The following is a 19,058-nucleotide window of genomic DNA, read 5'->3' on the forward strand; positions in this document are numbered from 1 at the left end:
ATTTAAAAATGAGAGATATTTTTGAAAAAGATTTTATTGTTAAGGTATTGATACCTTTGGCGGTAACAATGCTTGTTTCGGGAGTTTTGTTTATTTTAGGAAATGCATTTATTCTTTTGGTTGCTGTTATTATTTTTGCAGGACTTTTCTTCTTTACAAAATATAATAAAGATTTAGTTGAAGAAGAAATATATTATGAAGAAGAAGATACTTCTCCAATAAGAGAATTAAGAGAAGAATTAAATCTTTCAAAAGATTATACAAATGATTCAAAGGCAAACAGCTATGACTATTTGAAAGATAATATGATTAATGAAGATAATATGTCTTTTCTTGATGTAGAGGATGAAGAAGGAGAAGCTCTTCATTTTGAAAAAGCAGATATGTCTTTAACACAACAAATTAAAGCAAGTGTTGATGAAGATTATCCGGAACCAACTCTTAAAAAACCTGTAAGAAAAAGTAAAGCAGTTTCTGCTCCAAAGAAAAAAGCAGGTAATGTTATTTCAAAATCAATTAAAAGTGTGAAAAACAGAAAAGAAGTTCCAATAAAAAAAGAAATAAATTACGATGATGATTTTGAATTTGAATATGGTTCTTATGATGAATAATTAAAATTTATTCTTACTTAAAATAAAAAAATATGATAAAATATATTAAAACGCGTGGTCATAAAATGGCGTAAATCCAGTTTATGACTGCGCGTTATTTTTTTGGAGGTAAATATGGAAAGACGTAAAACAGAATTTGTAAGAGGAATTATAATGTGTTTTATAATGGTATTTGGCATGAATTTATTTGAAACAGTTCTGCATTTAGGCGCATTAAATATTAATGTTTTTATTGAGAGTTTTAATACATTTATTTTTGTATTTATAGCGGCGTATATTATTCAAAATTTAGTGGTAGGAAAGGCAAAAGATTATATTATAAAAACATTTTTGAAAGAAGAAAAAAGCAGTCTTGCTTTTATGTTGTTTAATGCGGTATTTATAGTTACGTTCATGTCAATGATAATGACAGTAATAGGAGGTATAATAGGAGGGGAAAGCTTCGCTGATGTTTTAAATAATTACTTTAATGTATGGCCGAGAAATTTTTGTATGGCATTTTTCTTAAACATACTTGTTGCTTCTCCCGTATGTAACTATTTATCGGGGAAATTAAGGAATTTGAATAACTTAAATGCCGAAAATGCGGAATAGACATAAAACCGACTTAAAAAGTCGGTTTTATTTTTTATCTTACTTAATCTTGTAAAGCATCTTTTCCAGTTTCTTTTGTTCTGATTCTTTTTACGTTTCTTATTTCGTAGCTGAAGATTTTTCCGTCTCCGACTTCTCCGGTAAAGGCGGATTCTTCAATGGCTTTTATTGTTTTGGCTTCCCATTCTTCGGAAGAAACCACGATTTCAAATTTAATTTTTGGTCTCATCATTATGTCAACTTTTGTTCCTCTTACATATTCGCTAAATCCTTTTTGAGCTCCGCAGCCCATTACCTGGGAAACGGTAATTCCGTTTACGCCTATTTTATTTAAAGCGTCTTTAACGTCTTCCAGTTTTTCTTCTCTTACAATTGCTTCTATCTTGATTATCATAATATATCCTCCTTAATCCAATCCGTTAAATGACGGGTATGCACTTTCTCCGTGTTGTGTTACGTCCAAACCTATCTTTTCTTCTTTTTGGGTTACACGAAGCGGAGTGAAGATTCCAACGATTTTTGCACAGATGAATGTTCCTATAGCTGCAATTAGTATTGATACGACTATACCTATTAATTGAGCCGCAAACAATTTTATGTCTCCAAAAACCAATCCGTTCCATTGAGCTACGGAATTGATAGAAGTCATTGCAAACAATCCGGTTGCAATACCACCCCATATACCGCCTATTCCATGGCATCCGAATGCATCCAATGCATCATCGATTTTTAATTTTCCTTTTAAGAATGAAACGCCAAAGTAGCATATTGGGCTGACGAGCAGACCTATTATAATCGCTGCCCAAATCGGAACATATCCGGCTCCCGGAGTTATTCCGACAAGACCTACCACAAGACCCGTTGAAGCTCCGACTAATGTAGGTTTTCCGTTTTTCAAAGTTTCAATAAGAGCCCAAGAAACAAGAGCTGCTGCCGATGAAACCGCCGTTGTCATAAATGCGTGTGCCGCAAGTCCGTCTGCCGCAAGAGCACTTCCTGCGTTAAATCCGAACCAACCGAACCATAACAATCCTGCACCCAAAAATACAAACGGTGTATTGTGACCTTTGAATCCTTGCTCAAATCCTTTTCTTTTTCCGAGCATTAACGCAAGTACAAGTCCGCTTACTCCTGAACTTATATGTACGACATTTCCTCCCGCGAAATCAACGGAACCGATTGAAGCCAAAAATCCGTTTTCTCCCCATACCATATGGGCCAAAGGATAATAAACTATCAAAGACCAAAGAATTATAAAAGGTACCAATGCTTTGAATTTCATTCTTCCTGCGACCGAACCCGTAATCAATGCCGGTGTAATTACGGCAAACATCATTTGAAATGCCGCATATGCCAAATTTGGAATGGTGTCGGAATAATAATCGGGTTCCATTCCTACTCCCGAAAATCCAAACCATTTGCTTCCTCCGATAATTCCTCCGTGATCTCCTCCGAATGACAAAGCATATCCGAATAATACCCACATAACGATTGCGATACCCATGATTATGCCACATGCCATCATTGTGTTACCGACATTTTTTCTTCTTACAAGACCTCCGTAGAAAAATGCCAAGCCCGGTGTCATAAGAAAAACCAATGCGGCACAAATCAAAATAAAACCAGTGTTTCCAGTATTCATTTTATTACCCCCGTTTTTTATAATTTAATAAAAAACAAAAAAGGCACTTAGAAATTAATTTCTAAGCGCCCTTGCTTTTTATTTTTAATATTTATGAATTATATCAGTTAATTATTTAAATGTCAACCAAAAAATAATAATTTATTTGATAAATATAAAAGTTTATGTATTTTTATGCTTTTAAAATTATCTTTATCATTTCACTCACCGCATTTTCGTTATTGGTTTTGTTAAGTAAAAATTTGGCTGCCTTTTTTGCGTCTTCGGATGCATTTTTGACTGCAAAAGAATATTTTGTGTTTTTTAAAAGTTCTATATCGCTTCCTTGATCACCTATCGTGGCAATTTCGTCTTTTGTTACGTTATAATGTTTCATAAGTTCTTTAAGCCCTGTAAATTTATTTACTTTTGTCGGTCTTATGTCATATACGTTTCTGTCAACGGTTCCGTACATGCTCTTTGGCAGATAACTTTTTAAATGTTCAAGGTCCTTTTCATTTTCAAAACGTACGGAAATTCTGTAACAATCTTTTAACGTGCTTAAATCTCCCTTTTTTAAGCTTTCTTCTTTTATCCAAGTTATCACATCTTCATATAAAGGACCTTTTTTGTCGTAAAAGTAACCGTCTTTGTTAAGAGGCATAAAGTCTCGGTTTTCTTCATTGAATTTTTTTACCAAAAATGAATATACGTCGTTGTCTATCGTAACAAGTTCTTTTATACCATTTTTGTAATCTATTAATATGGCTCCGTTTACGCCTATATGTACACTTTTAAATAAATCAAGTTCTTTTACTATGTCTATCATGGATTCTTCGTTTCTGCCGGATATTATGCTTGTTTTAATTCCTTTTTCTTTGCATAATTGTATTGCATTTTTATCCTCTTTTGATATGGTTCCGTCATCTCTCAGTAAGGTTTTATCCAGATCTAAAATAAGCAACTTTATCATTTTATTCACCCTTTACGATGTTTATAAGCTCAAGAGGTGTCTTTATATGGTAATTGGCATTGCAAGTTTCTTTTTCTTCTTCACTGCCATAGCCATAATCTGCCATAACTGCATAAGTGCCATTTTTTTTGCCTCCTATTATATCGGTAGGTTTATCTCCTATCATTAGAACCTTTTTAGGATCTTTAATGTTTAATTTATCCATGGCTTCTTTAACCAAATCTGATTTTTCTCCTCTTGTCTGCATTGTATCCTGTGCAATTACTTCTTTAAAAAATTTTTCTATTTCAAAATATTTTATTTGAAGTTTTACATTTTCTATTGGTTTATTTGAGGCTATTGCCATTTGTACTCCCATGTTATCAAGAGTTTGTAGCATTTCATAAACTCCATCATACAACGTTGCTTCAAAACATCCATGTTCTTGTACGTATTTTCTATGTATCATAATGGCTTTTTTGCCTTCTTCTTGGTCAAATCCGTACTTTTCAATTATTAGTTTTGCAAAAGGAGGTCCAATCATTTTTTTTACGTTTTCTATTGTTTCCGTTATTCCATATGCTCCAAGTGCCTTTACAAATCCTTTTGCTATTCCAAGCCATGAGTCTACTATTACTCCGTCAAAATCAAATATTACAGTGTTATATTTCATAATTATTCCTCTTTTCTTTATATATTATTTTATAATAGCAAAGTATTTTTTTCAATTATATTTAGATGGTTATCGTTATTTATGAAGTGGAATTAAATATTTATGGTCTTATAAGAATGTAAATTAAATATATGTTATTTAGCGATAATGGCTTCTTCTGATATTAGATTTCTCTTTTTTGTTAATTTTATGAAATAATAGAAATAGAAAGTAGATTAGTAATAGGTTTAGCAATATGCTTAAGGTTTTGTTTATTGCCTCTTTTCTTTGTAAAACAATATTTTCTTCTGTCATATCTTCTGCTTTATTTATATTTTTTATTTTGTTTAAATGAGTTAAAACTTTGTTTCCGTATCCTTTGCCGGGATAAGCCCATCCTTTTTTGTAAGGATTATCAGAGTATCCAAGGTATTCCACATATATGGCTTTTCCTCTAAGGGAGTCGTTCCATCTCGGGTCAACACATTTCCCATTTAAAGGTTTGGTTGAAGCATAGCACTTTAAATGCTGAATTACGGCTCTTATTCCTATTTCCATTGTTTTAAAACTTGCACCTTTTACTCCTCCTCCCGTGGTTCCAAGTCCTGCAAAGTTATTTTGTTCTTTTTTTACATCTCCGTTAAAATTTAAATATCCTGTTTCATGCATCATTAATGCAAATGCTATATCTGCTCTTACACCTTCTTTTTTTGCTTCTTTAATGGTTGTTTTGACGAAGTCTTGTGCATACTTTTTAGTAATGGGATTATTGCCTTTTTTATCGTTGTTTTTTATTAGATATGTATACATTTGATTTGCGCTACACTCGCAGTTTTCACCCATTATTTTAGTGAGTTTTTTTTCATTCTTTCCATTTACTAAAGGCATAAAAAGTGGTAATATTAATAAAGTTATCAAGGTGAATAAAATAATTATGTGAAATTTATTAAAATTTTGTGAATAATTCATTAAAAGCCTCTTTTTTTACATTTTTTATATTATTATTATTATAAATTAAAAAAAATAATTTTTTTGTAATTTTTAATAATGATAAATAATTAAATTATAAATATAATTTGTTTAATGAAAGGGTACTAAATTGAGAAAAACATTAACAAAAATCATTGGTATTTTTATAATTGGTATTATTTTGGCGGGAGCAACTTTATTTGTTTCTGTTTCCCTTAGCTTACCTGATATTTCGGGATATACTTATTCTCCTAAACTTAAAACTCAAATTTTAACAGAGGATAATCAGTTGGTTGGTGAAGTTTATGATGAAAACAGAACCCTTGTTTCCATTGATGATATGCCTGATGATCTTGTTAATGCAGTTGTTGCCGTTGAAGATAGAAGATTTTATCAACATCACGGATTTGATATTAAAGGTATATTAAGAGCCATTGTGGTTAATCTAAAAGGAGACGGTATTCACGAAGGTGCTTCAACACTAACACAGCAGGTTGTAAGAAGATTATTCTTATCTGATGAGAGAACTTATACAAGAAAGATAAAAGAAATTTTACTTGCAGTAAAATTTGAACAGGAATTTACAAAAGAAGAAATTTTGGAAATTTATCTTAACGATGTATTTATGGGGCAAGGAACATATGGTGTTGAAGAAGCTTCAAAGAGATTTTTTGGTAAGCATGTACAGGATTTAACTTTAGAAGAATGTGCTTTGCTTGCAGGTATTCCACAGGCTCCTACCGTTTACAATCCAACTACAGATTCAGGTTATGAACAATCCAAAATAAGAAAAGAAGAAGTTTTGGATGCAATGGTAGAAAGCGGATATATAACTGAAGAAGAATGTGAAGAAGCAAAAGCAGTAAAGATTTCTATAAAAGAAGGAGATTCTGAAAAAGGATTTAATGGAAGAACAAGAGAAGGCTGTGGTGCTTATTCTCAACAAGTTTTGGATGAAGCTCAAGATGTATTGGTAAAAAGTTTTACTGAAAAAGACCAAATGAGTGAAGATGCTGCAAAAGCAAAAGTTGAACAGATGATTAATCAGGACGGGCTTAAGATTTATTGCAGTATGAATATGAGTTTACAAACTTCAGGTATAAAAAGTGTAAAAGAATTTATGTCTGCATATGGTCTTACTGATAGAGCGGATATGGCTTTTGTTACTGTAGATGGTTCTAATGGAAAGGTTCTTGCATATTATGGAGGTGCATCATCTATTGATATGGCAAATACTCCTCGTCAGCCGGGAAGTACCATAAAACCTCTATATGTATCCAAATATTTAGAACTCCCTGATAAATCTATATATACTACCGTTCAAGACGGTCCGATTAATCTTTATGGGTATTCACCTAAAAATGCGGGTAACAGATATTATGGAAGGGTTACAATTAAACAGGCTATTACAAATTCATTAAATACAGCATGTTTAAGACTTTTTGAAGAACTGGGAACTGATGAAAACGGCAATTTAGAAGGATATAATGCTGTAAAAGACTTTGGATTTACAACTCTTGTAGATGTTGAGGATAATGCTGTTTATAATGATAATAACTATGCATTTGCCCTTGGAGGTCTTACTTATGGCTTAAAACCTTTGGAACTTGCCAGTGCATATTCGACATTTGCAAATGACGGAGAAAAATATCCTTATTATTTCGTTGAAAAGATAACAACAAAAGACGGTGACGTTCTTTATGAAAGAGAAGAAGCAAAAGCAGAACGCATAAGAACAAGTGAAGCAAATGAAGGAATAGTTGAATGTATGAAAGGTGTTGTAACATCAGGTACAGGTACATTGGCTCAGACTCAATATGAAACATTTGGTAAGACAGGTACTACAAATGATGATAAAGATTTCTGGTTCTGTGGCGTAACAGGTAATTTAGCAACAAGTATTTGGGTTGGAACACCTGAAAATGATGTTATATATGGTATTTCTTCATCAGGAGTTGCATCTTTCTATTCAAGATATGTAAATAATACAGATGAAATAGATGATTTTGGTAAGATTGCAAATGTAAGTGAAAATTCTTCTTCAGATACAGAAGAAGAAGTAAATTACACTAGTTTATTGGTTGTAAAAGATAATATTGATGTAACGGATAGAGAATACTTTACAAGACTTGAAGTTGAAACTATCTCTATTCCACAAGATGAAGTGGATAAATATAAAAATAGAGTTGTTACTCAGGTTACTGTAGATAGTGCCAGCGGACTTTTATTTAATGAAGAAAAGTGCGATAATGCAAACAAAGAAATCAGATATTATATAAAAGGAAGCGAGCCAACAAAGAAATGTAATAAACTTCATATATTTTAGAAGGTAAAATATGATAGATGCAAAAAAAGAAATAGAACAATTAACAGAAGAATTATTGGAACATAACAGAAAATATTATGAGGAAGATAATCCAAGTATTTCTGATTATGAATATGATATGCTTCTTAGAAAGCTTATGAAGCTTGAAGAAGAATATCCTGAGTACAAAAAAGAATATTCCCCTACCGACAGGGTAGGGGGAAAGGCTCTTGATGGGTTTGAAAAAGTAAAGCATGAGTATAAGCAGCTTAGCTTGGCTAATGCTTTTTCTTTTGACGAACTTTTAGAGTTTGATAATAGAGTTAAAAAAGAAATAGAAAATCCTGTATATACATTGGAAAATAAGTTTGACGGACTAACTATAGTTCTTACTTATGAAAATGGTATATTAAAAACAGGAGCAACAAGAGGAGACGGTGAAGTTGGTGAAGATGTTACTTTAAATGTTAAAACCATAAAAACAATTCCTCTTAAATTAAACAAAGATGTTAATTTGACCGTAAGGGGCGAAGTTTTAATATATAAAGATAACTTTGAAAAGATTAATAAGCAAAGAGAAAAAGACGGAGAAAGTCTTTTTGCAAATCCTAGAAATATGGCAGCAGGTTCAATAAGACAGCTTGATTCAAAAGTTGCGGCAAAGAGGGATTTGGATTGTTTTATATTTAATTTAGAGCATATAGACGAGGTGGAACTTTCTTCTCATAGTGAAAGTCTTGATTATTTAAAAACTCTTGGATTTAAAGTAAGTGAATATAAAAAGTTTAGTAATATAAATGAAATATTTAAGGCTTTAAATGAAAAAGAAGAGGAGAGAAAAAAACTACCTTATGAAATAGATGGAGCTGTAATAAAACTTGATAATTTAAGAGATAGAGAAGTTTTAGGTTCTACAAATAAAAATCCAAGGTGGGCAATTGCTTATAAATTTAGTGAAACAAAGGTAAAAACCTTACTAAAGGATATTATTGTAAATGTAGGAAGAACCGGAACATTGACCCCTGTTGCAATTTTAGAAGGTGTAAATATAGATGGGTCTTTTGTAAGTCGTGCAACTCTTCACAATGAAGATTATATAAAAGACAATGACATAAGAATAGGGGATAAAGTTATAGTAAAAAAAGCCGGAGAAATAATTCCTCAGGTTGTAAGTTCCGTAAAAGAAGAAAGAAATGGTGAAGAAATAATCTTTGAAATGCCAAAGACTTGTCCTGTATGTGGTCATGAAGTTGTAAGGGAAGAAGGCATAAGCGCAATAAAATGCGTAAATATAGACTGTCCGGCTAAAATTTCCAGAGAAATAATTCATTTTGCTTCAAGGGATGCGATGAATATTGATACTTTGGGAGAGAGAGTTTTGGAAAACTTAATTGAAGCGGACTTAATTCAAGATGTAAGCGATATTTACAGATTAAAAGATAAAAAAGAACAAATAGAACAAATGGAAAAAATGGGTGAAAAATCCGTTTTAAACATGATTGAAGCAATAGAAAAATCAAAAGAAAATTCTCTTGAGGATTTGATTTTTGCGCTGTCCATAAATTTAGTTGGAAAGCAGGGAGCAAAACTTCTCGCAAAAGAATTTAAAAGTATGGATAATTTAATGAACGCCACATATGATGATCTTATATCTATTAATGAAATAGGGGATAAGATGGCAAATGAAATTATAAAGTTCTTTAATAATGAAAAGAAAATATCTTTGATTAATAAGTTAAAATCTTTAGGAGTTAATATGGAATATATTAATGAAGAAAACGAAGATTTGAAGTTTGAAGGTATGACATTCGTTTTAACGGGAACATTATCCAAATATAAAAGAAATGATGCGAAGAAGATAATTGAAAGCTACGGAGGTAAAGTTTCTTCTTCCGTAAGTAAAAAAACTACTTATGTTCTTGCCGGTGAAAATGCAGGAAGTAAAGAAGAAAAAGCAAAGACTCTTGGAATAAAAATAATTTCTGAAGATGATTTCGAAAAAATGATATAAAGAACTTCTTTTGAAGTTCTTTTTTTATGTAAAAAATAGATAAATTTTGTAATATTAAAATAAAATGTATTATAATGTATTTGTAACATCAAAATTGAGAAATTAAAATTATTTAATTTACTGTTACAATAAAAAATAAGGACAAGAATAAATGACATTAAAATATTTTTTTTCAAGACCGGAAGATATTCCTACAAATTTAACATGGAGTACATACGGAGTTGAACATTTAACCTGGCTTATTGCTATAGCATTATTTATAGTTTATATGTGCCGTATATTTAAAAAAGCCGATTATGAAAAACAAAATAAAATATTAAAAATTTTTGCAATAGTTATAGTTATACAAGAAATCATTAAAGATATTATTCATATTTATGCAGGAACTTTTAATCTTGGGCATTTACCATTTCATTTATGCGGTATATCTATATTTTTTACTTTTTGGTATGCTTTCAAACCCGGGAAAATTTGCGGTGAATATTTATATGCGCTTTCTCTTCCCGGAGCAATGGCAGCATTATTATTCCCTGATTGGACAGAATATCCAATGCTTCATTTTTCATGCATAAATTCTTTTACCATTCATACATGGCTTGTTGTATTTGTATTTATGCTTTTATATAGCGCAAGATTAAAACCTAATTATAAAGTTTTGCCAAAGACAGCATTGTTAGTTGGTATAATTGCCGTTCCCGTATATTTTATGAATAAAGCATGGGGAACAAATTTTATGTTTTTAAGTTCTCCTGCACCAGGCTCTCCTCTTGAGATACTATATAATGTGTTTGGAAATTTTTATATTCCTGCAGCTTTGTTGCTTGTTTTATTTGTTTGGGTGCTTATGTATGCTCCATGGCAGATAGCTTATTCGAGACAAAATAAAATGGAAGAAATTGTATAAAGACTAATGTAAAATCATTAGTCTTTTTTTATTGGATAAAAATACTTGAAAAGCAAAATCAAAATTAAAATTACAAATAAAATTCAGTTAAACATAACAGTAAAAGTATTTTATTACATGAATATATCGGATTATTATTTTTATTATTTAAAACACTATATATTGTGTATCTTTTCTGCTTGACAAAGTAATATGCACAAGATATAATTGAATACGTTCAGTGGAGAAATATAATTTTATTAATATATATGGAGAAATAATTATGGTAACAGAGATTTTAAAAAGAGACGGAAGAACAAGCAAATATGAAAAAAGAAAGATAACAGATGCTATTTATAAGGCTGCGGAAGCTGTTGGCGGGCAGGATTATCAAATAGCCAGAGAACTATCTGATCAAGTTGATAAAATATTAAATGAAAGATATGTTGACATTATTCCAACTGTTGAACAAATACAAGATATAGTAGAAAAGACACTAATTGAAAGTGGACATGCTAAAACTGCAAAAAATTATATTTTATATAGAGCCGAAAGAAATAAAGTAAGAGAAATGAATACAACTCTTATGAAAATTTATGAAGATTTAACTTTCAAAAGTTCAATAGAAAATGATGTTAAAAGAGAAAATGCCAATATTAACGGTGATACTGCAATGGGAACTATGCTTAAATATGGTTCTGAAGGTGCAAAAAACTTCTATGGTATGTTTATTTTAGATGAAAAACATGCTGCAGCTCATTCAAAAGGTGATATTCATATTCACGATTTAGACTTTTATACTTTAACAACAACATGCTGTCAAATTGATTTAACAAAATTATTCAAAGGTGGATTTTCAACAGGTAACGGATATATAAGAGAGCCAAAAGATATAAGAACTTATTCTGCTCTTGCTTGTATAGCTATTCAATCAAACCAAAATGATCAACATGGCGGACAAAGTATTCCAAAATTTGATTATGATTTATCAGCAGGAGTTGAAAAAACTTATAAGAAAATATATGTAACTAACATGGGTAAAGCATTGGAACTTCTTGCAGGTATGGAAAACGGCGAAGAAGTAGCAAAAGAATTATATAAAGAAATAGAAGAAAAAAGCGGTCTTTATCCAAAATTAGATGATAATGAAGAGTTTATGAAGCTTGAAAGAGAAGCTTTAGATAAATTGGATCATAAAGATATTGATACATTGATTTCATTTACAAAGAAAAGCTCTCTAAAAGAAACAGACAAAGCAACATATCAAGCAATGGAAGCATTGGTACATAACTTAAATACAATGCATTCAAGAGCCGGTGCGCAAGTTCCTTTCAGTTCAATTAACTATGGAACAGATACTTCAAGTGAAGGCAGAATGATTATAAAAAATATTCTTCTTGCAACAAAAGCAGGACTTGGAAACGGAGAAACTCCTATATTCCCTGTTCAAATCTTTAAAGTAAAAGAAGGAATAAATTATAATCCTGGAGATCCTAACTATGATTTATTTAAACTTGCAATGGAAGTATCTAGCGAAAGATTATTCCCTAACTTCTCATTTATAGATTCTCCATTCAATCTTCAATATTATAAAGAAGGAGATCCTGATACTGAGATTGCATATATGGGATGTAGAACAAGGGTTATGGCCAATGTTGATAAGACAAAAGAAATTGTTACAGGAAGAGGAAACTTAAGCTTTACATCAATTAACTTACCAAGACTTGCTATTGAAGCAAAGGGAGACATTGATAAATTCTATCAAACATTAGATGAAAAAATTGATTTATGTGCAGATCAACTTTTACATAGATTTAAAATACAATGTGCAAAGACAGTAAGAAATTCACCTTTCTTAATGGGTGAAGGTGTATGGCTTGATTCAGAAAACCTTAAACCTGATGATACTGTAGGTGAAGTATTAAAACACGGTACATTAACAGTTGGCTTTATCGGACTTGCAGAAACACTTACAGCTTTAGTTGGTAAGCATCATGGTGAAAGTGAAGAGAGTGAAAAACTTGGTCTTGAAATTGTTAAACATATGAGAGAAAGACTTGATGATATAACAAATAAAACTCATTTGAATTTCTCTTTAATTGCAACTCCAGCAGAGGGATTATCTGGTAGATTTGTAAAAATGGATAAGAAGAGATATGGAATTATTCCTGGTGTAACAGATAAAGATTATTACACAAACTCATTCCATGTTCCTGTAGGATATGAAATAAGTGCATTTGAAAAAATTAAGAAAGAAGCTCCTTTCCATGCACTTACAAACGGGGGGCATATAACATATGTCGAACTTGACGGAGATACAACAAAGAACCTTGAAGCATTTGAAAAAATAGTAAGATGTATGAAAGAAATGGGTCTTGGTTACGGTGCTATTAACCATCCTGTTGACAGAGACCCTGTTTGCGGATATAACGGTGTAATATATGACGAATGTCCATGTTGTCATAGAAAAGAAAATGATACTGAAGTGCCTTTTGAAAGAATAAGAAGAATAACAGGTTATTTAGTTGGAACATTAGACAGATTTAATAACGGTAAAAGAGCGGAAGAGGCAGACAGAGTAAAACATTCATTAAATTCTGAAATGGAAAGTTTATAGGAGGTAAAAAAATGAATACAGCAAAAGAACTAACATATGAAACAAAAATAGGTGAAACAAACGTATATGTTTACGGAGAAATAAAGGATTTAACAAAAGAAGAAATTAAGGCATATATTAAAGATGTTGAAAAACAAAAAAACAGCGAAGTTCTTGAACTTAATTTATATGCAGACGAAGATGGTTTTATTGGAAGAAGTGCAAAAGTAAAACCGATTCCTTTCGACAGAATAAGAAGAATAACAGGTTACCTTGTAGGAACTCTTGATAGATTTAATGATGCAAAAAGAGCAGAAGAATCAGACAGAGTAAAACATTCACTTAACTCTGAAATGGAAACTTTATAATGGATCAAGAAAAAGAAATAAGAATTGCGGGAATAGTAAGAGAATCAATTGTGGACGGTCCCGGAATAAGATTTACACTTTTTGTTCAAGGCTGTCCTCATAACTGTCCTGAATGTCATAATCCTCAAACTCATGATTTTAATGGAGGGCAAATTGTTTCTCATGAAAAAGTGCTAAATGCAATTGGGCAAAATCCTCTTTTAAGCGGAGTTACATTCTCCGGAGGAGAGCCTTTTATGCAGGCAGAAAGTTTATATTTTTTAGGAAAGAAAATTAAGGAAAAAGGTTTATCTTTAATAACATATACAGGATTTAGATTTGAAGAGCTGCTTGAAATGAATAAAAAAAATCCATATATACTTAAACTTATTGAACTTAATGATTATATTATGGATGGAAAATTTGAAATTGAAAACAAGACATATAATAAAACCTTTGTTGGCAGTTCAAATCAAAGAAGAATAGATGTTAAAAAGACAATAGAAAATAATTATAATGTAATAGAAAAAGACTTCTAATGAAGTCTTTTTTATTTTGTGATTATCATTACTGTTTCTTCGTACCATTTACCTTCAAAGAATTCTCCTTTTTCAAGTTTTGAATGAGGAGTAAAACCTGCTTTTTTGTATGCGGCAACGGCTCTTTCGTTTACTGTTCTTGGGCATATTTCTACAAGGTCGGCATTTTTTTCGTTAAAAAGGTATGTATACAATGTTTTTAAAGATTTTGAACCAAGCCCTTTGCTATGGCCCATGTGACCTGCTATAAATATATCTATTCCATAGGCATTTTTATAATTTTCAAGTTTATGTTCTTTGTATGCTTCCTTTTTTAAAGGGAAGAACTGCATATATCCGCTGTCTTGTCCTTTATATTCTATTATACAGCACTGCATATTTTCCTCACCATGAATTCGTGGAAGATATTTTTTCTTTAGTCCTTCAAGTGAGTTATCTTTGTCTCTACCTCCGTAAAACCTGCTTACTCTTTCGTCATCTCTCCACTTCCCAAGCATTGTAAGTTCTTCATCGGTATCTTGTAATTTTCTGATTTTTATGTCTTCGCTCTCGCAAATATATTCTTTCATCTTCTTTCTCCTGTTTTTTGGGATAAATTTTGTGTGTTCTCACATTTGTTCCTTTTTTACATTGTAAATACCAAACATTGTATATTGTGATAAAATAATTATAGCATATTAATTTATTTTGCTTAATTGAAAAGTAAAAAATATTGATATATAATAAATTTATAAATTTGTAAATGAGGTTTGTTATGGAAAAAATAGTAGATTTACATATGCATAGTACGTATTCAGACGGAACTTTTACTCCCGCTCAAATGATAAACATGATGAATGAACTTGGTGTAGATTATGCGGCAATAACGGATCATGATAATGTAAAGGCATATGAAGATATTAAAAATACAACATTTAAATTAGATAAACCGATAAACATCATTCCCGCAACGGAACTTGGATGCTCTTTTGATGGTGTTATAAGAGATGTCCTTGGATATGGGATTGATACTAAGGTTATAGATGAATTTGTAAGTGAAAGATATTCTCCAGAAGCAAAACTTGAAAAACAAAAAAGACTTTTAAATGAATATAAAAGAGTTTTCAGAGATGCCGGAATAGTATTTGACAACGGGCTTGAAGTTCATAGAGGAAATAAAAGCGAAGCGTATATAACAATTTACAACAGCCTTATAAAATATCCCGAAAATATAAAGAAGTATCCTTTTATATCTAAAATTACTATGTTTTTTTGGAATTATTGTTCAAACAGTGACAGTAAATTTTTTGTAGACGAATCAAAGGAATATCCTACAATTAAAGAAGGAATAGAACTTATACATAAAGCGGGAGGTCTTGCCTTTTTGGCTCATCCGTGTATGTACAGAATAGGCAAATTAAGGACTCTTCAGCTTATAAATCATGCCATGGAATGTGGTATAGACGGTATAGAGGTTCTGCATTCTCAGCATACTTTTGATGATAAGTTATTCCTTGCTGAAGTTGCAAGAAAGTATAAACTTTATAAAAGTGGTGGAAGTGATTTTCACGGAGGAACAAAACCTGATATAAGTATGGTTAAAGGAAAAGGCGATTTAATAGTTTCATATAATATGATTAAAGATTGGGTAGATAAAGTAGATAAAATAATATTAAAATAAAGAAGGTGTTTTTATGAATATAGATTTGCATTTACATACTAATAATTCTGACGGTGATGACAGTACAAAAGAGATTATACAAAAAGCAAAAGATTTAGATATAAGTTTAATCTCTATTACAGATCACGATACCGTTAATGCATATGATGATTTAAAAGACATTGATACTATGGGAATAAAAATTATTCCTGCAGTTGAGCTTTCCTGTGCTTATGAAAGTGAAATGAGGGATATACTCGGATATAATATAGATATAGAGAAAATGAGAAAAATTTTAAAAAGTCTTGAATCCAAAGAAGAGGATATTAAAAGAGAAAAAGAATTATTAACAGAGTATATTGATGTATTTAGAAAAAACGGAATTATAGTTGATGATGGTTTAAAAATAGAGGACGGAGAAAAAAATGAGGGATATAAAAGAACTATTATAAGTGCATTAGGACATGAAGAAAATATAAAAAAATATCCATCTCTTATGAATCCGTCAGCGTTTTTTTGGGATAATTGTGCAAATAAAAAAAGTAGTTTTTATGTTGATGAATCAAGATTTTTTAAAACAATAAAGCAGACAATAGATATTATTCACGAAGCAGACGGAATGGCATTTTTTGCTCATCCTTGTATTCATCATATGGAACATGATAGAGTGGAAAAAATGCTTGACTATGCAAGAAGTTTTGGGCTTGATGGGGTAGAAGTTTTACATGCAAAACATTCTATAAAAGACAGAGAATTTTTAATCGATTATGCAAATAAGCATAATATTTATAAAAGTGGAGGAAGTGACTATCATGGCTCACCTAAACCTGACATAAAGATTCTTACAGGCAGGGGAGATTTGAATGTAAGTTATGATTTAATTGAAAATTGGGTTAGTAAAATAATTTAAAACGGCGTTTTGCCGTTTTTTTTTTTTTACAAAATAATGTTTATAAATTGTTAAGGTTTTATAAAAGGAATTTGTAATTATTTAATGATATTTTATATAAAAGATTACAAAGTATTACGTATTTTTATGGAGGAATAATCATGCAAAAATTCATCAAAGATATTTTAATGGAGTTATCACGGGAAGGAATTCTTGTAAGTTATAAAAATTTGAATATAAAGGAGGCAATCCATGGTATAAGTTATAATTCTACAATGGACTGCGAAAATAAGATTTTTGTATGCAAGGGATTTAATTTTAATAGGTTGTATCTAAAGGATGCGATAAAAAAGGGCGCTGTTATATATGTGAGTGAAAAAGTGCATTTTGAAGATTTTCCTTACATAATAGTTTCTGATGAAAGAAAGGCTCTTGCTGTTTTATCTAAAATATTTTATGGTAAAGAAGTTGAAAAATTAAAAAAGATTGGTGTTACCGGAACAAAAGGGAAAAGTACTACTTCCTTTTTTATAAAAAATGTTTTGGATACGTATTTGCTGGGTAAAAGTGATATTCCTTGTGGTATCATATCATCTATTAAAACTTTTGATGGTAGCATTACAAGAGATGCCGTTTTAACAACTCCCGAATCTTTGGAAGTATATAAGACTTTAAGTAATGCTTCCAGTTTAGGTATGGAATATTTTGTTTGTGAAGTTTCTTCCATTGCTTATAAATATAACAGAGTTTATGGTATTAATTTTGATGTAGGAGTATTTTTGAATATAGGTTATGATCATATTTCAGATATTGAGCATAAAAACTTCGATGACTATTTTTCATCAAAATTAAAATTAATAGAAAATAGTGAATATATAGTTATAAATGAAGAATTGATGTCTTTTGATAAGGTTCAAAATGCATTAAAAAATAAGGATAAAAATAAGATTATAACTTATGGCAAAAGCAGTAAGGCTGATTATCAGATAATATCTTCAAATTCAAATAATATGGGTAATGCCTTTAAAGTGAAATATGGCGGAAAGATATATGATTACAGTATTAAATTAAAAGGCGGATATAACATAGAAAACGCAGTAGCATGTATTGCCGTATGTGATACTTTGGGAATTGAATATAAGTATATATATAAAGGAATATTGAATGTAAAAGTAAAAGGGAGAGGGGAAATATATAAAACAAAAGATGGTAAAAAAATTATAGTTGTAGATTATGCTCATAACGGACTTAGCCTTAGTAAGTATTTTGAGTTTATACACGAAGAATATCCGGGAAGAAAACATATTTGCGTAATAGGCTCTACGGGGGATAAAGCAATAAATAGGAGAAAAGATATTGGGCAAATTTGTGAAATGAATTGTGATGAGCTTATTTTAACTACTGATGATTCTTCTAATGAAGACTTTAATGATATCTGCTTGGATATTTTAAAATATATAGAAGATAAATCTAAGGTAAAGATAATAGAAGACAGAACGAAAGCCATTGAAGAGGCTATTAAAGATAGTCTTGACGATAATGTCGTTATATCAATTCTTGGTAAGGGAGCTGAAAACACTCAAAAGATAAAGGGTAAAAAGTTATTTTATATTTCAGATAGTATCAACGCAAAAAAATTTGTGGATAAATATAATGAAGACATATCATAAAAAGAAAATGTAATTATGAAAAAATTTATTGATATGTTTAATTTGTTTTTTTCTTATGGCAGAATGTGCAAAGATGATTTTAACAATAAGGTTTTCAAAAGCATTGATATAGCTGTTGTTAACGTATCATTTGAAGGCAAGAAAATATTTCATAGTGATAAATTATGGATAAATGATGTGTTTTCAGGAATTAAAAATGCAAAAAGCAACTTGTAAGTAGAGTATTCAAAACGAACCTAAAGTTTAGAAGTATATAAAAATTGATATAAAATATCTCACAGGCATAAATACATTATTTATATACGTAAATAAAAAAGATTAGTATATTGAACAGCATTATCAAGGAATTCATGAAATAGATTATTATCCTCATAAAAAATTACAATATAATATGTATTATGTAAAAAAAAGCGGTATATATCCGCTTTTATTTTTTATGTTCATATAATAGTCCTTCCATATATCCACGAACTTTTATTTTTTCTTCGTAAGTTAGTTTAGAATATATATTTAAAAATATTGATTCTTCAATTTCGTTATTTGTATATGCATAATATGAGGGTATGTCAAATTTAGATAAGCCTAGTAAATAGTCTGTAGATGTATTTAAAGCCTTTGCAATCTTTATAAGTGTTTTTATACTTGGAAATGCTTTTCCATTTTCGTATGCTGATATTGTTTCCTGACTTATTTCTATTTTTGTAGAAAGTTCTATTTGGCTCATATTTCTTTTTTGTCTAATTTCTTTAATTTTTAACATCTTTTCTCCCAAGTAATATA

General features: G+C 30.4%; 19 protein-coding genes. 12 read left to right on the plus strand and 7 right to left on the minus strand.

Annotation, left to right across the window (positions count from 1 at the left end):
• The first annotated feature begins 8 nt into the window (after nucleotides 1-8).
• Together M6G78_RS04875 and M6G78_RS04880 are read left to right on the plus strand one after the other, a co-directional pair.
• Nucleotides 9-611 carry a hypothetical protein gene (locus M6G78_RS04875; protein WP_253229775.1) on the plus strand — a complete coding sequence of 201 codons (603 nt, stop codon included), beginning with the start codon at nucleotides 9-11 and terminating at the stop codon, nucleotides 609-611.
• A 114-nt stretch (nucleotides 612-725) separates the two neighbouring features.
• Nucleotides 726-1,205 carry a hypothetical protein gene (locus M6G78_RS04880; protein ID WP_253229776.1) on the plus strand — a complete coding sequence of 160 codons (480 nt, stop codon included), beginning with the start codon at nucleotides 726-728 and terminating at the stop codon, nucleotides 1,203-1,205.
• Between the two features lie 43 nt (nucleotides 1,206-1,248).
• On the opposite strand, the gene M6G78_RS04885 is transcribed toward M6G78_RS04880, so the two are convergent.
• The 5 genes from M6G78_RS04885 to M6G78_RS04905 all read right to left on the minus strand — a co-directional run bounded on the left by M6G78_RS04885 (nucleotide 1,249) and on the right by M6G78_RS04905 (nucleotide 5,399).
• Nucleotides 1,249-1,599, minus strand: a complete 351-nt coding sequence (locus tag M6G78_RS04885) for a P-II family nitrogen regulator (protein ID WP_138269168.1) — start codon at nucleotides 1,597-1,599, stop codon at nucleotides 1,249-1,251.
• A gap of 12 nt (nucleotides 1,600-1,611) precedes the next feature.
• Entirely contained in the window at nucleotides 1,612-2,847 is a 1,236-nt protein-coding gene (locus M6G78_RS04890; protein ID WP_138269169.1) for an ammonium transporter, read from the minus strand.
• Between the two features lie 172 nt (nucleotides 2,848-3,019).
• On the minus strand, nucleotides 3,020-3,799 hold the full coding sequence (locus tag M6G78_RS04895) for an HAD family hydrolase (RefSeq protein WP_253229777.1): 780 nt from the start codon (nucleotides 3,797-3,799) through the stop codon (nucleotides 3,020-3,022).
• A gap of 1 nt (nucleotide 3,800) precedes the next feature.
• Nucleotides 3,801-4,451 carry an HAD family hydrolase gene (locus M6G78_RS04900; RefSeq protein ID WP_253229778.1) on the minus strand — a complete coding sequence of 217 codons (651 nt, stop codon included), beginning with the start codon at nucleotides 4,449-4,451 and terminating at the stop codon, nucleotides 3,801-3,803.
• A 138-nt stretch (nucleotides 4,452-4,589) separates the two neighbouring features.
• Nucleotides 4,590-5,399 carry a glucosaminidase domain-containing protein gene (locus tag M6G78_RS04905; protein ID WP_253229779.1) on the minus strand — a complete coding sequence of 270 codons (810 nt, stop codon included), beginning with the start codon at nucleotides 5,397-5,399 and terminating at the stop codon, nucleotides 4,590-4,592.
• A 130-nt stretch (nucleotides 5,400-5,529) separates the two neighbouring features.
• Here M6G78_RS04905 and M6G78_RS04910 point away from each other — a divergent pair, with 130 nt between their 5' ends.
• The 6 genes from M6G78_RS04910 (at nucleotide 5,530) to nrdG (ending at nucleotide 14,080) form a co-directional block, all read left to right on the plus strand.
• Entirely contained in the window at nucleotides 5,530-7,725 is a 2,196-nt protein-coding gene (locus M6G78_RS04910) for a transglycosylase domain-containing protein (RefSeq protein ID WP_253229780.1), read from the plus strand.
• A 13-nt stretch (nucleotides 7,726-7,738) separates the two neighbouring features.
• On the plus strand, nucleotides 7,739-9,715 hold the full coding sequence (ligA, locus tag M6G78_RS04915; RefSeq protein WP_138269183.1) for an NAD-dependent DNA ligase LigA: 1,977 nt from the start codon (nucleotides 7,739-7,741) through the stop codon (nucleotides 9,713-9,715).
• A 151-nt stretch (nucleotides 9,716-9,866) separates the two neighbouring features.
• The gene (locus M6G78_RS04920) at nucleotides 9,867-10,619 is read left to right on the plus strand and encodes a TIGR02206 family membrane protein (RefSeq protein ID WP_138269174.1); all 753 of its coding nucleotides are present in this window, start codon (nucleotides 9,867-9,869) and stop codon (nucleotides 10,617-10,619) included.
• A gap of 262 nt (nucleotides 10,620-10,881) precedes the next feature.
• The gene (locus M6G78_RS04925) at nucleotides 10,882-13,215 is read left to right on the plus strand and encodes an anaerobic ribonucleoside triphosphate reductase (RefSeq protein WP_138269175.1); all 2,334 of its coding nucleotides are present in this window, start codon (nucleotides 10,882-10,884) and stop codon (nucleotides 13,213-13,215) included.
• Between the two features lie 11 nt (nucleotides 13,216-13,226).
• Nucleotides 13,227-13,562 (plus strand): anaerobic ribonucleoside-triphosphate reductase, encoded by a 336-nt coding sequence (gene nrdD / locus M6G78_RS04930; RefSeq protein WP_138269176.1) that lies wholly within the window; start codon nucleotides 13,227-13,229, stop codon nucleotides 13,560-13,562.
• Complete coding sequence (gene nrdG, locus M6G78_RS04935) at nucleotides 13,562-14,080, plus strand: anaerobic ribonucleoside-triphosphate reductase activating protein (RefSeq protein ID WP_138269177.1); 519 nt, start codon at nucleotides 13,562-13,564, stop codon at nucleotides 14,078-14,080. Before nrdD ends, nrdG begins: the two co-directional genes overlap by 1 nt.
• A gap of 11 nt (nucleotides 14,081-14,091) precedes the next feature.
• Here nrdG and M6G78_RS04940 read toward each other — a convergent pair whose 3' ends face one another.
• Nucleotides 14,092-14,649 (minus strand): GNAT family N-acetyltransferase, encoded by a 558-nt coding sequence (locus M6G78_RS04940; protein WP_138269178.1) that lies wholly within the window; start codon nucleotides 14,647-14,649, stop codon nucleotides 14,092-14,094.
• A 185-nt stretch (nucleotides 14,650-14,834) separates the two neighbouring features.
• Here M6G78_RS04940 and M6G78_RS04945 point away from each other — a divergent pair, with 185 nt between their 5' ends.
• The 4 genes from M6G78_RS04945 (at nucleotide 14,835) to M6G78_RS04960 (ending at nucleotide 18,494) form a co-directional block, all read left to right on the plus strand.
• Entirely contained in the window at nucleotides 14,835-15,740 is a 906-nt protein-coding gene (locus M6G78_RS04945; protein ID WP_171020631.1) for a PHP domain-containing protein, read from the plus strand.
• A 13-nt stretch (nucleotides 15,741-15,753) separates the two neighbouring features.
• Nucleotides 15,754-16,629: a PHP domain-containing protein gene (locus M6G78_RS04950; RefSeq protein ID WP_138269180.1), complete on the plus strand. Its 876-nt coding sequence runs from the start codon at nucleotides 15,754-15,756 to the stop codon at nucleotides 16,627-16,629.
• 140 nt (nucleotides 16,630-16,769) lie between these two features.
• The gene (locus M6G78_RS04955) at nucleotides 16,770-18,278 is read left to right on the plus strand and encodes a Mur ligase family protein (protein WP_253229781.1); all 1,509 of its coding nucleotides are present in this window, start codon (nucleotides 16,770-16,772) and stop codon (nucleotides 18,276-18,278) included.
• A 15-nt stretch (nucleotides 18,279-18,293) separates the two neighbouring features.
• Nucleotides 18,294-18,494 (plus strand): hypothetical protein, encoded by a 201-nt coding sequence (locus M6G78_RS04960; protein ID WP_138269182.1) that lies wholly within the window; start codon nucleotides 18,294-18,296, stop codon nucleotides 18,492-18,494.
• A 211-nt stretch (nucleotides 18,495-18,705) separates the two neighbouring features.
• On the opposite strand, the gene M6G78_RS04965 is transcribed toward M6G78_RS04960, so the two are convergent.
• A complete protein-coding gene (locus M6G78_RS04965; RefSeq protein WP_253229782.1) occupies nucleotides 18,706-19,038 on the minus strand; it encodes a helix-turn-helix domain-containing protein in 333 nt (110 codons plus the stop codon).
• Nucleotides 19,039-19,058: the final 20 nt, after the last annotated feature.

This window comes from Anaerofustis sp. NSJ-163 (assembly GCF_024135845.1).
Taxonomy (GTDB): domain Bacteria; phylum Bacillota; class Clostridia; order Eubacteriales; family Anaerofustaceae; genus Anaerofustis; species Anaerofustis butyriciformans.